This is a genomic window from Solwaraspora sp. WMMD1047 (assembly GCF_029626155.1).
Taxonomy (GTDB): domain Bacteria; phylum Actinomycetota; class Actinomycetes; order Mycobacteriales; family Micromonosporaceae; genus WMMD1047.
Window position 1 is genome coordinate 4,480,069 of the sequence record NZ_JARUBL010000001.1, and the last position, 15,667, is coordinate 4,495,735.

Below are 15,667 nucleotides of genomic sequence, written 5' to 3' on the forward strand. Positions count from 1 at the left end.
CACGTCAAAAGTCCCAAGCTAGACAGCGGGTCGGGCGGTGGTTGTATACATCTTCTCCTCCGGCTCGTATGCTCGACCGACGACTCGGGGAGGGCATCATGAGCAATGACGAGCTCGACAAGCTCCGCCGCGAGGTGCGCGAGCTGGTGGCCGACTGGGCCCACAACGGCCGGTTCACCCCGACCTGCGACGCCTGGCTGCGCTCCTACGACGCGCAGTTCAGCGCGGCCCTCGCCGGCCGCGGCTGGATCGGGCTCACCTGGCCGGCGGAGCTGGGCGGGCAGGCCCGCTCCAACCGGGCCCGGCTGGTGGTCACCGAGGAGCTGCTCCGCGCCGGGGCGCCGGTCGCCGCGCACTGGATCGCCGACCGGCAGATCGGCCCGGCGATCCTGCGCAACGGCTCCGCCGCCCTGCAGCGGGCCTACCTGCCCCGGATCGCCAGCGGCGAGGTCACCTTCTGCCTCGGGATGAGCGAGACCGAAGCGGGCAGCGACCTCGCCTCGGTATGCACCACCGCCCGCCGCGACGGCGACGACTGGCTGCTCACCGGTGCCAAGATCTGGACCAGCCACGCGCACCGGTCCACCCACGCCTACGTGCTCTGCCGCACCGGGCGCGGCGAGAAGAAGCACGACGGACTCACCGAACTGATCGTCGACATGTCCGCCCCCGGCATCGAGGTGCGTCCCATCGTCGACCTGCGCGGCGAACACCACTTCAACGAGGTCACCTTCACCGACGTCCGGGTCCCCGGCGACCACGTGCTCGGCCAGCCCGGCAACGGCTGGGCGCAGGTCACCGAGCAGCTCGCCTTCGAGCGCGGCGGAATGGAACGGGTGCTCAGCACGTACCCGCTGCTCGCCTCGGTGGTCGATGCCGGCACCGGCGACGCGGCGCCGCTCGGCGCGCTGCTCGCCCGGCTGGCCGGGCTGCGCGGCCTGGCCTGGCGGATCGCCGCCGACCTGGACGCCGGTGCCGCGCCGGTACGGGCCGCCGCGATGCTCAAGGACCTCGGCACCGAGTTCGAGGGCGACGTGAACGAGACGGCCCGAACCCTGCTCGACGCCGAACCCGACCCGGACGCGGCCGGACCGGCCGGGCTGCTCGCCCAGGGCATCCTCGCCGCGCCCGGCTTCACCATCCGCGGCGGCAGCACCGAGGTGCTGCGGACCATCATCGCCCGGGACGTCGCCGCGCCCCCCCGCCGCGACCCCGACGATCTGCGGGAACTGGCCGACGACGTGCTCGCCGGGCACGGCGGCGACCCCGATGGGGTGCCCGCCGTGTGGGACACGATCCGGGAGCTGGGCTGGACCGGGGTGTCGGTACCCGAGCAGACCGGCGGCTCGGGCGGCACGCTCGGCGACTTGGCCGCGCTCGTCGAAGGGCTCGGCCGACACGCCGTCTCGCTGCCGTTGGCCGGGACCGCGCTGGCCGGCCGGCAGTTCGCCGCCGCCGGCCGCCCGATCCCGGACGGCGCCACCGTCCTCGTCGCGCCCACCGCCGGCCTGACGATCACCGACGGCCGGCTACGCGGTACGGTCACCCGCGTGCCGTGGGCCACCGCCGCACAAACCCTCCTGGTGTACGCCGACAGCACCGCCCTGGCGCTCCCGGCCGGGACCCCTGGCGTGCGGATCACCGCCGGCCGCAACCTGGCCGGCGAGCCGCGCGACACGGTTGAGTTCGACGTTGCAGTCACCGATGCGATGGTCCTCGCCGGGGCGGCGCCGGCCCCGCAGGTGCGGGCCGAGGCGGCCCTGCTGACGGCGGCCGGGCTGGTCGGCGCCGCCGAGGCCGCGGTCGAGCACAGCCGGCTGCACGTCACCACCCGGGAGCAGTTCGGCCGCCCGCTGCTGGCCTTCCAGGCGGTCGCCCAGACGCTGGCCCGGATGGCGTCGCAACTCGAACTGGCCCGCACCGCCCTCACCGACGCACTCGCCACCGCTCCCGTGGGACCGGATACCAGCCCAGGACCGGACGCTCCCCCGGGACCGGACGCGAGCACGGGAGCGGACGCCAGCGTCGGCGCTGGAGCGCCCGGGGTTGGGGTGTCGGAGTTCAAGTTGCGGGTGGCGGTGGCGCGGGTGCTCTGCGGGCAGGCCGCGACCGAGGTGGCGCGCGGCGCCCACCAACTGCACGGCGCAATGGGGGTGACCCGGGAGCACCCGCTGCACCTGGCGAGCCGGCGGCTCTGGTCCTGGCGAGATGAGGACGGCAGCCAGCGCCGGTGGGAGACGATGCTTGCCGAAGCGTTGGTGCCGCGCGGCAGCGCTGGCGTGTGGACCTGGTTGACTCAGGAGGATTCGCGATGAGCAAGGTCGAACTGACCGTCGCCGACGGGCGCTGGACGCTGACGCTCAACAACCCGGACCGGCGCAACTCGATCGACGCCGAGATGCGCGACGCCCTCGCCGACGCGATCGCCGAGGTGGCCGCCGACCGGCAGGCCCGGACGCTTGTCGTGACCGGTGCCGGCTCAGCCTTCTGCGCCGGGGCCGACCTGCCCGCGATGTTCGGCGAGACCGGCCGCTCGGTACAGGAGATCCGCGCCGACCTGCACCGCATCTACGACAGCTTCCTGCGGATCCTGGCCCTGCCGATCCCCACCATCGCCGCGGTGCACGGCCCGGCCGTGGGCGCCGGTCTCAACCTCGCGCTGGCCTGCGACAACCGCGTCGTCGGACCGGACGCCAGGCTGATCGCCTCGTTCACCAAGATCGGCCTGCACCCGGGCGGTGGCTGCACCTGGTTCCTGACCCGGGCGCTCGGGCCGGAACGGGCCCTACAGTTGCTGCTCGACGGCGGAACCGTCGATGGGCCGGAGGCGGTCCGGATCGGCCTGGCGGGCACCCTCGCCGACGATCCGGTCGCGGTCGCCCACGAGCGGGCGCAGCGGTGGGCCGCGCTGGACCCGGCCCTGGCCCGAGACGTGAAAACCTCGGTCCGGACCGCCGTCCGGTCGGACCTCGCCACCAGCGTCGAGTTCGAGGCGTGGGCACAGGCGTCGTCGGCGACCGGCCCGGCCATCCAAGCGGCCGTCGAGCGCTTCCGCACCCCCCGCCCTTGACCACGCGGGTCGCAAGTGGCACCACCCGGCCGCCGTGTTTGGCCGACACTCGCTCTCCCGCTGAGGGCCGCCCATGCCCGCAGCGGCAGCGCCGCCCACCAGGAGGTACCTCCGACCACGCGTCCCAGCGCAGCCGACCGTCCGCCCAGGTCAGCAGGGCCGCCGAAGGCGAGACACCCCTGACCATGTGGCCGAGGGCGGCGGGGGTCACGAAATCCCGCACGGGTAGTGGCCGGTCTGGAGGCCGCTGGCCGGACGGCGATCAGCGGGCACCGCGCCGGCTGGCCAGGATGGCGCGGATCTCCCGGCGGACCTCGGCCGCCTCGTGCACCAGCCTGCGGTGAGGGTAGCGGACCACCAGGATGCCGACCGTGGCCAGCAGGGCGTCCCGGCGGAGGTCGATTTCGCGCTGGCGGGGATCCCCGTGGGTTGTGGCGCCGTCAAGTTCGAAGTCGACCCGTTCCCGTTCGGCATAGAGGTCGAGATACATCACCCGGCCACCGACCTCGACCCGGAACTGCCGTTGGAACTGCGGCATCCCCGGGCCGCTGAAGACATGATCGTGTCCCCAGATCTCCAACCAGCTCCGGCAGCCGACCGTCAACCTGTCCAGCAAGGTCATCAGTCCGGCCCGGCCAACGAGCCTGGGCAGGTCCCGCAGGACGGCCTCGACCCGGGCCGGTGTGGTCAGTCGATCGTTCACCGCCTGAATGACCGGCCCCGGGCGATCGGCCGGCGGCACCAACGGCCAGGCGTCTACCAGGCTCCGCTCGATGGTGGTGATCGGCAGGCCACCTCGCCACCGGCACTGCGGCGGCTCCGGTACGAAGTCGTCCCGGTGGTGGACGGCGAACCCTGGTCGACTCCGCCTCCCCTCACCCGCCGCGACGATGAGGTGCACCGGCTCACCGGGGACCTGCCGACGCAGTCCCCAGACGTCCAAGGCGGTGGCGTGACTCAGCGCGGCGCGTCCGTCCGTCCACGCCAGGCCGGCGCGTCGAAGGAGGTCCGGTGCTGGCGGCTCCCGGTTCCGAACACCGACGTAGATCCCGGGCAGCACCCGCCGCACCTGGCCGAGCCGCACCGCCCACCGTAATGCGCCGACCGGCACCTCCCCCCGCCGCACCAACCCCCCGCCGACCTCCAGCGCCTGTCTCAGCACCGGGCTCATGCCCTCCGACCGACTCGGCCGCCACGCCGAAGCGGACCGCTCCACACCGCCCGACTCCATGGCCGCCGACGCTGCCCGCCCACACCTCGCCGCGCCACCCACCCCACCCCCGCCTGTGGACAACTCCCCCACCTGTGGACACCCCACCCACCCGCGGATCCCCACCCACCCACAGCCCAGCCCGCCCCACCGCCACCCGCTCTCCACCCTTGATCAAATGATGAAAACGGTCGCTGCCAAGGCGTGCAGCGACCGTTTTCATCATTTGATCAAGCTTTCGGATGGGCGGGTCGGGGAATTCTCCGCGAGGCGCGGATGCGGTGGCGCCACCTCGGCCGGTGGTCTGGCCGGCCGAGGCTGACCGGGTGCCCTGGGAGGGGAGGAATGGAGGGAGGAGGCCGCGGAGGCGTTTGTGGGGCGGCGTTGGGTTAGCGGGTGGCGGTCAGGAGGTCGTCGAGGGTTAGGGTGCGCAGGTCGTCGCGGGAGGGCATCCGGCCGAGGGCGCGGAGGCGGCCGGACTGGGCCTTGCGCATGCCCTCCAGCAGTTTGCGGGCCTCGCGGGCGTTGCCGAAGTTGCGGTCCCGCTCGATCTGGCCGAACCATTCCAGCAGAGCGTCGCTGAGACCGGGACCCAGGATGTAGTCGTCGTTGCGGGTGATCCGGTTGACGATCAGCACCAGCTCGTCGGGGTCGTAGTTCTCGAACTCCAGGGTCTTGGCGAACCGCGAGTCCAGACCGGCGTTGGCGTTCAGGAAGTCGCGCATCTCGTCGGTGTAGCCGGCGACGATGACCGCGACCTCGTCGCGGCGATCCTCCATCAGCTTGACCAGGGTGTCGATCGCCTCCTGGCCGAAGTCGGCGCTCGCCCCGCCGGCCCGCGACAGGGTGTACGCCTCGTCGATGAAGAGCACGCCGCCGAGCGCCTCCTCGAACACCGACGTGGTCTTCTCGGCGGTGTGGCCGATGTACTGGCCGACCAGGTCGCGCCGCGAGACCTCCTTGAACTGGCCGTTCGGCAGCACCCCGAGGGCCCGCAGCAGCTGACCGTATAGCCGGGCGATGGTGGTCTTACCGGTACCGGGGGCGCCGGTGAAGACCAGGTGGTGGCTGGCCGCGCCGACGGCCAGGCCGGCGCTGCGGCGCCACTCGTTGACCTGGATCTCGTCGATCAGGGCGCGCACCTCGGCCTTGACGCCGGCCAGACCGATCATCGAGTCGAGCTCGGCGAGCAGCTTGTCCACCTCGGCCGTGTCCTGCCGGGTGGCGCCCTCGATCGCGCCGATGCCGACCTTCGGCCGGTGCCCGCCGTCGTCCACCGGGCGGACGTCGGGGGTGGCGCCGTCGACCACCTCGATCCCCGGGGTGGCGGTGTTCTCCACCCGGGTGCCCTGGACCAGGCCACCGCAGCCGCGGTCGAAGCGGATGCCGACGCCCTGCGTGTCGTGCACCCAGCTGTCGGTGATGGTGGGGCTGCTCTGGTGCGCGACCGAAATGCCGATGTCACCCGTGCCGGAGATGTCACACCGCTCGATCGTCGGGCGGCCGGCCTGGTAGACGTAGATGCCCCGGAAGCCGCAACCGGCCACGGTGGAGTTGCGGATGGTGGGATTGGCGCCGAGCCGGACGATGATCCCGTCGTCAGCCGTGTCCCGGATCTCGCATTTGTCCAGAATCCCGCCAGCGTCCTCGATGACGAAGCCGTGCTGGCCGACGGTGACCTTCACATCGGTGGCCGTCAACTCGGCACCGTCGCCCACCTGCACCGCGGCGGCGTACCCGGCGCCGACCTCGCATTTCTCGACGGTCAACCGGCCGCCGGCGGCCTGGACCGCCGGATAGTCGGCGGACTTCAGCACCAGTCCCCGCAGCGTGACCTCACCGCCGCGGCTCTCGACCGCGGAGCCGTTGGCGCCGGTGGCGTCGATCGTCACCGTCCCGGGCTCCTTCGCCGCGACCAGGCTGAGCCGGTGGCCGGACAACCGCACCGCCTCGGCGTAGACGCCGGGTTCGATCGAGATCACCGCGCCGTCGTCGGCGACTTCCAGGGCGTCCCGGATGGTCGGGTAGGCCCCCGCTCGCTCCGACGAAACGGCAAATATCCGGGCCATGGCTCCCCTACACCTTCGGTCGGGGTGTCGACGTTGCGTCCCGGCCCGTCGGCCTCCCCCTTCCCGGAATCGTAGCGAGTCGACCGGCGAATCCCACAACGGGCCGTCCGTCCGGGAATCGCCAGCGCGGCCGGTCCGTCCGCGGTCGCGTCGATCATCCACTCCGGCCCGGTGCGGATCATCCGGCCGGCCCCGTGACCAGCGCCGGACGACCGTACTCGCGACAAAACCGGCGTGCGTACGATCTGCCGCATGCACAACGGACCAGCGGGCGAGCACCACCCGGCGACGCCGGCGCACCGGACGCCCGAACCAACCGACCCGGGCGCTCCGGCCTGGTCGGTCCGCCCGACGGCACCCGCCCATCGGACGGCCTCGGCCGGGTCGGCCACGCCCACCGAGCCGACCGCACCCAGCGGGTCGGCGGCGCCCACCGAGCCCGCCGCGCCCACCGAGCCGGTCGGGCCTTCGGACCAGGCGGCGGCCGCCCGACCGGGGACTCGGCGCCGGTCGCGCCGCCGCCGTCGCACCCTGCTGAGTCTCGGCATCAGCCTGCTCGCGCTCGTCCTGCTCGGTGCGGGCGGCGTGGTCGCCGCCGGGTTCTACGTGCGGTCGGTGGAGTCGGACATCGCCCGGATCGACGCCTTCGAGAACGTGCCCGAGGAGTCCCGGCCGGAGAAGGTGGTGCAGGAGGCCAAAAACCTGCTCATCCTCGGCAGCGACTCCCGCGATCCGGAGAACCTGGGCGGCTCCCGCAGCGACACCATCATCGTCGCGCACCTGCCCGAAGACCGGTCCAGCGCCCAGTTGATCTCGATCCCCCGGGACACCTGGGTCAAGGTCCCCGAAGGGCCGAACGGCCAGCCGGGGGGCCAGGAGGCGAAAATCAACGCCTCGTACGCCTGGGGCGGCATCCCGCTGATGGTGCAGACGGTGGAGGACTTCACCGGGGTCCGGATCGACCACGTGGTGACCATCGACTTCGCCGGCTTCCAGGAGATCATCGACGCACTCGACGGCATCGAGATCGACGTACCGCGCAACTTCACCTCGCTGCACGAGCCGTTCCGGACCTTCAAGGCCGGCCGGCAGGAGATGGACGGGGCGACGGCGCTGGACTACGCCCGGCAGCGCAAGCAGTTCGCCGACGGCGACTTCGCCCGCATCCGCAACCAGCAACAGGTCATCAAGGCCGTGTTGCAGAAGGGCACCACCGCCGGCGTGCTGACCAACCCCGGCCGGCTGAACGCCTTCGTCAAGTCCACTGCCGACGCGGTGTCGATTGACGAGTCCCTCTCCATCTTCGACCTGGCGATGGAGCTGCGCGACCTGCGGCCGGACGACCTGACCTTCTTCACCAGCCCGACCAGCGGCACCGGCCGGGTCGGCACCGAGAGCGTCGTCTTCGCCGATACCGAGAAGGTCAAGACCTTCTACGACGCGGTCCGCCGCGACGCCGTACCGGAGATACTTGCCACCGCCAGGTAGCGACCGGCGTACCCTCGTGCCCCGGCGGCGGTGCTGACACGACCGTCGATCCTATGATGGTGGGACGCCCGACACGGGCGGCGAACCAGTCAGGGGGAACTGAATCGCATGAGCGTGTCGCCGCAGACGCAACCGCCGGCGGCCCGGGACCCGCGGGCCCAGCCGCCACGCAACGGTCCGCTGCCGCCCAGGGTCGGCAACGTGCCGACCGGCGGCATCGGCGCGCAGACCCGGTCGTCCGTCGAACCGGCCGACCGGCCCGAGCCGGCGATCCTGCTCCCCCGCCGGCGGCCCGGCCGGCTCGGCCCACTGCACCTCGTCCAGCTCCTGATCGCCGAGGTGGTCCTCATCTCGGTGCTGCTGGCCCTGACCGGCGGCGCGTTGGCGGCCGCGGTGGCCGGGGTGGTGGGCGCCCTGCTCCTGCTGCTGGCCCTGGCCCGCGACCACGGCCGGTGGTGGCTGGAGAAGCGGGTGATGACCTGGCACTACCGCCGCCGGCAGCGGACCTCGGCCGGGGTCCCCAACGGTGACGACCCCCGCCTCGTCGCGTTGCGGGTGCTCGCGCCCGGCCTGACCGTGGAGAACGTCGAGGTGGCCGGCGACCAGCGGGTCGGGGTGGCCCGCGACGACGCCGGCTGGTTCGCGGTCGCCGAGGTCACCCTGAAGCCGCCCGCCCGGGGCGAACCTGGCGGGCTGCCGCTGGACCGGCTCGTCTCCGCCCTGGTCGACGCCGAACAACCGGGCGCGGTACTGCAGGTGGTGACGCAGGCGGTGCCGGCGCCCAGCCTGACCCTGTCGCCGGCCGCTCCGGCCCGTCAGTCGTACCAGCAGTTGCTGGGCCGGTACGGCGCCGTACCCGCCGATCAGCAGACCTGGATCGCGGTCCGGTTGGACGCGCGGACCGTGGCCGAGGCCGGCGCGTCCGGCGGCGCCGAACTGGACGTCGCGCCCGCCGTGGTGGCGACCCTGGTCCGCCGGGTCGCCAAGTCGCTGCGCTGGATCGGCATCACCCACCGGCTACTCGACGCCGAGGAGCTGGTCGTGGTGTTGGCGCACTCCTGCGACCTGGAGTCCGGGCACAGCACCGAACCGGTCCGGCCACGCGAGAACTGGGGCGAATGGCACTCGGCCCGGCTGGCTCACCGGTCGTTCTGGATCCGCGGCTGGCCGAGTCTCGCGGACGGCTCCGCGCTGCTCGCCCGCGTCTCCGCGACCACCGCGGCGATGACGAGCGTGGCGGTGATCCTGGCCCCCGACGACGACGCGCGGACGGTCGATCTGCGGGCCCTGGTCCGGGTGGCCGCCCCCGGCGCCGACCTCGGGCCGATCTGCCAGTCCCTGACCCGTGGCGCCGAACGGGCCAACGCCGAACTCTTCCCCCTCGACGGGGAGCAGGGACCGGCGGTGTACGCGTCCGCGCCGACCGGGGGTGGGGCACGATGACCAGGCCGGGAGACGACCACACCCGTCCGGGCGACGAGACGCTCGACCCGCGGGAGGAACGGCGCAGTTCGGCCACCGGTGATCAGCCGGGACAGCCGCCCGCCGGCCGGCCGGCGCTTCCCCGGGCCACCGGCCGCGCCTCGGTCGTACCACCCGTGGGGCAGACACCGGGCGGGCAACCGGTGGGCGGGCCGCACGGGTCGGGTGCCGTGCCGCGATCGGGCGGTGGCGACCCGGCCCGCCCGGTGCCACCGCCACCGCCGCCGTCCCACATCGCCGCCATCGCCGGAGGCACGATCACCGGCCGTACCGGTGGGCAACCGGCGATGTGGCCGGTCATCACCCCACGCTCCGCGGCCGGGCAGTCCGACCAGCCCCAGCCGGACCAGGCCGGTCCAGTACCTGGCCAACCGGCTGCGACGGGCGAGCCACCGCCGGCCGAACAGGCACCGACACAGTGGGCCCGGCCCGGACAGCAGACGGCACCGACACAGTGGACTCCACCACCGCCCGCTGGCCGGGCGGCCCGGAGCTCCTGGCCGCCCGGCCAGCCGCCGTCGAGCCCCTGGGCGCCGAGCCACGGCGCCCCACCGCCGCAGGCCGACCAGCCGGGTACGACCGCATCCTCGGCCGGCCGGACCGGAGCGAGCGCCCCGCCACCGCCACCTCCGGCCACGTCGATCCCACCCCCGCCCACGGTGCCTCCGCCGCCGACGATCCGCCCGGCACGGGCCTACCCGCCACCTCCTCCGCAACCCCCAAACCTGCCGCCGCCCGGCCCGCCACCAGCGCTAACCGGGCCGGGCGCCCCGCCACCGGGGCCGACCGGTCCGACCGCCGCGTCGAGCCCCACCTCGGCCCCGCCGGCCGCGGCCACCCCGCTGACCCGGGCCACTCCCCCGACACCGCCGACCAGGACGGGACCGCCGGCACCACCGACCCGGACCGGGCCACCCGCACCACCGGCCCGCACCGGTCCTTCGGCATCACCAGACCGGGCCGGCCTATCCGCAGCACCAGACCGTCCCGGCCCGCCCGCACCGCCGACCCGGACCGGGCCGCCCGCACCGCCCGTCCGAACTGGACCGCCCGTACCGCCGGTCCGATCTGGACCGTCGTCGGCGACGGCATCGCCGGTGGCGCCGGTCACCGGGCCGCCGGCCGCCACCAGGCCGGCGCCCGTGGCCCCGCCTCCCACACCTGGACAGGCGGCGCTGCAGGCGCCACCGGCGATCCCGACCCAGCGCCCCGTACCGGCACCGCCCGCGGTGCCCGCGCCGCCGGCCGTCCCAGCCCCGCCCGCCGTACCCCAGGTGCCGGCGCTGCGGCCGACCCAGGCCGCGTCCGCTCCGCCCGCGGTGGCCGCCCCGCCACCGGCGGTCCGGCCGGCGCACTCGATCCCGGCGCCGCCGGTCACCGCGTACCCCGGGGCGGCCACCGTCGCCCGGCCCGCGACCCAGGCGGCGGTCTCCGCCGAAGCCGCCGGTGCCGGCTCCGCGCAACTGTCGGCGCAGGGCATCGCGCTGGCGAACACCGGCCACTCGGGACCGCCCGACCTCGACCAGGACCACCGGCCGCCGGAGCGGCGCCGACGCGACACGATCTCCGGCCGGCTGGCCCGGCTGCGCATCGGCTCGCACACGGCCACCCGGACCGCGCTCGCCCAGCTGCGGGTCGGCTCGGCCGGCGCGGGCCTGATCCTCGGTGCCGACCGCCAGCAACTGCCGGTGTCGGTGCGCTTCTTCCGGCCCGAGCCGACCCGGATCTCGCTGGTCGGCGGGGTGTGGGCCGGGCAGCTCTTCACCTTCCGGGCGTTGGCCCTCGGCGCCCGGGTCGCCGTGGTCACCACCGACCCGTACGCCTGGCAGAGCTTCGGCGAGCGCGCGACCGGCCAGGCCGACCGGGTCACCGTGGTCGCCGCCGAGCAGCCGTTGACCCTGACCGGCACCGCCCACCAGCCCGTCCTGATCGTGTACGACCAGGGCTTCGTCGGCGGCACGGCACCACCGCCGCTCGGCCCGTGGCAGACCCAGTTGACCGTGCTACGCCAACTCGACCAGTCCGGCGTACCGGCGCTGCAGGACTGTGACCTGGTGCTGATCCAACGGCTGGCGAGCGCCGAGGCGTCGCTGGCCGCCAACGCGCTGCGGCTGCCCGGCCCGAGTTCCCAGTTCCTCCAGGTGATGGCCGACGACATGGTCGCGGTCGTGGGCGACGGCGCGGAACGCTACGTCTGGTTCGCGCAGAGCGACATCGAACGGCAGTACGCGGGCGCCCCCCGCCGCTGACCCCACCGCGAGCGGCGGGGTCGGCGGACGGGCGGTCGGTCAGTGCGCCGGTGGGGTCCAGGCGAGTTGGATCAGACGCGCGCCGTGCCGGCGGGTGAACAGCCAGGCCCGGCCGGGCGGGAGGAACTGCGGCTTGATCGTGCCGAACAGGGCGCCCTCCTCACGCGGGCCGGACATCATCAGGCCCGGCGAGGCGAGTTCCCGGATCCGGCTGATCACCGGGTCGAACATGGCCCGGGAGGCGCCGCCGATGCGTCGGGTGACCACCAGGTGCAGGCCGATGTCGCGGGCCTGGGGCAGGAACTCCAGCAGCGGCGCCAGCGGGTTGACCGTCCCGCTGGCGACCAGGTCGTAGTCGTCGACCAGCAGGAACAGGTCGGGACCCTTCCACCAGCTGCGGTTGCGCAGCTGCTCCGGGGTGACGTCGGGGCCGGGCAGCCGCTCCCGCATCACCGTGGTCACCTGTTTGATCAGGTCGGTGGTCGACTGCTGGGCGGTACCGAAGCCGATCAGGTGCGGGGTGTCCACACAGCCGAGCAGGCTGCGCCGGTAGTCGACCAGGATCAGCCGGGCCTGGCTCGGCTCGTACCCGGTGGCGACCATCCGGGCCAGGCTGCGCAGGAAGGAGCTCTTTCCGCTCTCGATGTCGCCGAAGAGCAGCGCGTGCGGCTCGGCGTCGAAGTCCAGGAACACCGGCTGCAGGTCGGCCTCGGCGATACCGATCGGCAGCTTGCCGCCCTGCGGGGCGGGCAGCGCCGCGTACGGCAGCTCGGCCGGCAGCAGCCGCACCGCCGGCGCCCGCCCCCCGGTCCAGTGCGCCTGGGTGAGCTTGACGAACTCCGCCACCGCGTCGGAGAGGTCCTCGATGCGCGGCTCCGCGTCCAGCTCGGGCAACCCGGCCAGGAAGTGGAAGCCGTCCGGGGTAAGACCACGGCCGGGGGTCCGTTCCGGCACGTTGACGGCGGCCCGCCGGTTGATCATCGAGTCGCTGGGTTCGCCGAGTCGCAGTTCGATCTTGGTGCCGAACATGTCCCGGACCGCGGCCCGGATGTCCATCCACCGGTTGGTGGCGGCCAGGATGTGCACGCCGTAGCCGAGCCCCCGGCTGGCCAGCTCGTTGATGATGGGTTCCAGGTCGTCGAACTCGGCGCGCAGCGTCGCCCAACCGTCCACCACCAGGAAGACGTCGCCGAACGGGTCGTCGGCGAACCGGCCCTGCCGCTTGGCCCGCCGGTACCCGGCGATGCCCTCCACCCCCTGGGCGGTGAACATCGCCTCCCGCTCCTGCATCAGCCCGTACATCTCGGCGATGGTGCGGCGTACCCGGTCCACGTCGCGGCGGGTGGCGACCCCGCCGACGTGCGGCATCCCGGCCATCGCGGTGAGCCCGCCGCCGCCGAAGTCGAGGCAGTAGAACTGCACCTCGCGCGGGGTGTGCCGCAGGATCAGACTGCCGATCAGCGTACGCAGGAAGTTGCTCTTGCCGCTCTGTGGGCCGCCGACCACCATCACGTTGCCGGCGCTGCCGGACAGCTCCAGCCACATCGGCTCGCGGAGCTGCTCGAACGGCTTGTCGATGACGCCGACCAGGCCGTGCAGGGTCCGTTCCGGGTCCAGCGACCGGGTGGTCAGGCCGCGCTCCGGCGTGTGCACCACGGGGGCGAGCATCTGGCCGAGGGTCGGCGGGGCGTCCAGCGGCTCCAGCCAGACCTGGTGGGCCGGCGGCCCCTGCCCCTCCATCCGCTGCACCAGCACGTCGAGCAGGGTGTCGCCGACGACGGTCTCCTCCGGCTCCTCGACCGCCTCGGCCGGGTCGGTCGACTGCTCCTCGCGCTGCGGCGCGACGTAGTAGGTGGTGAACTCCCGGACCGGGTCCACCGGTCGACCGCCGACGGTGGCCCGGTAGCCGTCCTGGCGGACCACCCCGGAGACGTACGCGGCCTTGAACCGGATCAGACCCTCGGTCCCGGTGCGCAGGTAGCCGTGGCCGGGGGCGCGGGGCAGCTCGTAGGCGTCCGAGACGCCGAGCACCGCCCGGCTGTCCATCGACGAGAAGGTCCGCAGACCCACCCGGTACGACAGGTGCGTCTCCAGGCCACGCAGCCGGCCCTCCTCCAGCCGCTGCGAGGCGAGCAGCAGGTGGATGCCGAGCGACCGGCCGAGCCGGCCGATCTGGACGAACATGTCGATGAAGTCGGGCCGGGCGGTCAGCAGTTCGCTGAACTCGTCCACGATCACCAGCAGGCTGGGCAGCGGCGCCAGCGGCACCCCGGCGGCCCGGGCGCGTTCGTAGTCGCGCTGGGAGGCGTAGTTGCCGGCCTGGCGCAGCAGCTCCTGGCGGCGGACCAGCTCACCCTGCATGGCGCCGAGCATCCGGTCGACCAGGGAGAGTTCGTCGGCAAGGTTGGTGATCACCGCGCTGGTGTGCGGCAGCCGGTCCAGCGCGGTGAAGGTCGCGCCACCCTTGAAGTCGACCAGGACGAAGTTGAGGATCTCGGAGCTGTGCGTGACGGCCAGCGCCAGCACCAGCGTACGCAGCAGTTCGCTCTTGCCGGAGCCGGTCGCGCCGACCAGCAGGCCGTGCGGACCCATCCCGTCCTGGGCCGACTCCTTCAGGTCCAGCTCGATCGGGCGGCCGTCCTGGCCGACGCCGATCGGCACCCGAAGCCGGTCCCGGTTGGGCCGGCCGGCCCAGGCCCGAGTCAGGTCGAGGTCGTGCGGCGGGCCGAGTTCGAGCAGCTCGGCCAGGCCGAGGTCGATGGCGACCGGCGCGGACTGGTCGGTGTAGGAGGTGGCCGACAGCCGCAGCGGCGCCAGCTCGCGGGCCAGCACCTCGGCCTCGGTGGGGCTCAGCGCGTCCGCCGTTCCCACCTCGGTGGTGCCGTCCATGGTGGTGCCGGAAATCGTGCCGTCGTCGGCGAGGTCGAGGGTGACGGAGGTGTCGTCCAGCAGTCGCGGCGGCGGGTTGGACAGGTCGAGGATGGTCACCCCGGCGACGCCGCCGTCGGTCATCAGGTGGTCGGAACCGGCCGTGGACCCGCCGTCGATGACGACCACCACGTGCTGCCCCACGGCCGCCTGGGCGAGGGCCGGATCGAACCGCGGCCGGTTGTCCAGGACGTCGTCGAGCATCGCCTCCAGGGCGGCCACCGACGGCGCGAACAGCCGGATCGGGCCGACCGCGTCCAGCTTGGCCGGATGCTGGGCGTGCGGCAGCCACTTCGCCCACTCCCAGTCCGACCGGCGGTCGTTGGCGACGCAGATCCCGACCAGCAGGTCGTCGGGTGCGTGGAAGGTGACCACCTGGGCCAGCAGCGCGCGGGCCATGTCCCGGGCCGGGGCCTCCGGGCCGCGCAGGTAGACGTGGGAGAAGTCGCGCAGCGCGATCGCCACCGGCAGGTCGGGCACGATCGCGTAGGTGGCGACGAACTTGCGCAGCGCCATCGCGCAGAGCGGCTCCAGCTCGTCGACCGGCCGGGTCTGCGGCGGGATCAGCGGGGTGGCGACCTCCAGCGCGCCGAGCCCGATCCGGACCACACTGAAGTCCACGTCGGCACGGCGGCGCTCCCAGAGCCGGCCACCGCTGGCGGTGGACCACAGCGCGGCCGGGTCGGGGTGTCGGTAGTGGAGCGCCTCACGCTGCTGACCGATGGTGGTACGCAGCTGGGAGCGGAGCCGGGCGAGTTGGCGCATGTACTGGCGCCGATTCTCGATCATCTCCTTCTTGCCCGGCCCGGACTGATTCATCACCATCATCGCCATCATGCCGAGAATGGAGATGCCGAACATGCCGCCGGCCACGTAGGTGAGCGGGCCGCCGCCGCCACGCTGACCGGCCATCATCAGACCCATCGCCGCGCCGCCGGCCACCATGGGCAGGATCGTCAACATGCGCATCCAGGCCTTGCCGGACGCCTGCGGCACCTCGGGCGGCGGTTCGAGCACCACCTCGCCCGAGGGCAGCACCGGCGCGACCCGGCGCGGCAGGCGCTTGACAATTACCGATGTCACCGTTCGACCTCCCCGTACGACCGGATTCGGCGGGCAAATCATATAGACATTGGACCTGCGCCGCGGATCGGCCCAGCCAGGTCGAACG

Annotated in this window: 8 protein-coding genes; 5 read left to right on the forward strand and 3 right to left on the reverse strand. The window is 73.5% G+C overall.

The features are described from left to right. Positions 1-98: 98 nt before the first annotated feature. Both O7627_RS20430 and O7627_RS20435 read left to right on the forward strand, forming a co-directional pair. Positions 99-2,315 carry an acyl-CoA dehydrogenase family protein gene (locus O7627_RS20430; protein WP_278095104.1) on the forward strand — a complete coding sequence of 739 codons (2,217 nt, stop codon included), beginning with the start codon at positions 99-101 and terminating at the stop codon, positions 2,313-2,315. Then, positions 2,312-3,070 carry an enoyl-CoA hydratase gene (locus O7627_RS20435; RefSeq protein WP_278095105.1) on the forward strand — a complete coding sequence of 253 codons (759 nt, stop codon included), beginning with the start codon at positions 2,312-2,314 and terminating at the stop codon, positions 3,068-3,070. The genes O7627_RS20430 and O7627_RS20435 overlap by 4 nt, the downstream gene beginning before the upstream one ends. Positions 3,071-3,332: 262 nt before the next feature. Here O7627_RS20435 and O7627_RS20440 read toward each other — a convergent pair whose 3' ends face one another. Together O7627_RS20440 and O7627_RS20445 are read right to left on the reverse strand one after the other, a co-directional pair. After that, positions 3,333-4,241 (reverse strand): DUF559 domain-containing protein, encoded by a 909-nt coding sequence (locus tag O7627_RS20440; RefSeq protein ID WP_278095106.1) that lies wholly within the window; start codon positions 4,239-4,241, stop codon positions 3,333-3,335. A gap of 428 nt (positions 4,242-4,669) precedes the next feature. Next, complete coding sequence (locus O7627_RS20445; RefSeq protein WP_278095107.1) at positions 4,670-6,349, reverse strand: right-handed parallel beta-helix repeat-containing protein; 1,680 nt, start codon at positions 6,347-6,349, stop codon at positions 4,670-4,672. Positions 6,350-6,895: 546 nt separating this feature from the next. On the opposite strand from O7627_RS20445, the gene O7627_RS20450 reads away from it, so the two are divergent. From O7627_RS20450 to O7627_RS20460, 3 genes are all read left to right on the forward strand, one after another. Then, a complete protein-coding gene (locus O7627_RS20450; protein WP_278098352.1) occupies positions 6,896-7,837 on the forward strand; it encodes an LCP family protein in 942 nt (313 codons plus the stop codon). 108 nt (positions 7,838-7,945) lie between these two features. Beyond that, on the forward strand, positions 7,946-9,280 hold the full coding sequence (locus O7627_RS20455) for a type VII secretion protein EccE (RefSeq protein ID WP_278095108.1): 1,335 nt from the start codon (positions 7,946-7,948) through the stop codon (positions 9,278-9,280). A 1,181-nt stretch (positions 9,281-10,461) separates the two neighbouring features. Then, positions 10,462-11,568, forward strand: coding sequence for a hypothetical protein (locus tag O7627_RS20460; protein ID WP_278095109.1), 1,107 nt, complete (start codon positions 10,462-10,464; stop codon positions 11,566-11,568). A 39-nt stretch (positions 11,569-11,607) separates the two neighbouring features. Here the strand turns inward: O7627_RS20460 and eccCa are convergent, their stop codons facing one another. After that, positions 11,608-15,579 (reverse strand): type VII secretion protein EccCa, encoded by a 3,972-nt coding sequence (eccCa, locus tag O7627_RS20465; RefSeq protein ID WP_278095110.1) that lies wholly within the window; start codon positions 15,577-15,579, stop codon positions 11,608-11,610. Between the last annotated feature and the right edge of the window lie 88 nt (positions 15,580-15,667).

Bases quoted from the DNA above. Each gene is read 5' to 3' on its own strand.
- O7627_RS20455 (WP_278095108.1), top strand. From the start codon at position 7,946: ATGAGCGTGTCGCCGCAGACGCAACCGCCGGCGGCCCGGGACCCGCGG.
- O7627_RS20435 (WP_278095105.1), top strand. From the start codon at position 2,312: ATGAGCAAGGTCGAACTGACCGTCGCCGACGGGCGCTGGACGCTGACG.
- O7627_RS20445 (WP_278095107.1), bottom strand. From the start codon at position 6,349: ATGGCCCGGATATTTGCCGTTTCGTCGGAGCGAGCGGGGGCCTACCCG.
- O7627_RS20430 (WP_278095104.1), top strand. From the start codon at position 99: ATGAGCAATGACGAGCTCGACAAGCTCCGCCGCGAGGTGCGCGAGCTG.
- O7627_RS20440 (WP_278095106.1), bottom strand. From the start codon at position 4,241: ATGAGCCCGGTGCTGAGACAGGCGCTGGAGGTCGGCGGGGGGTTGGTG.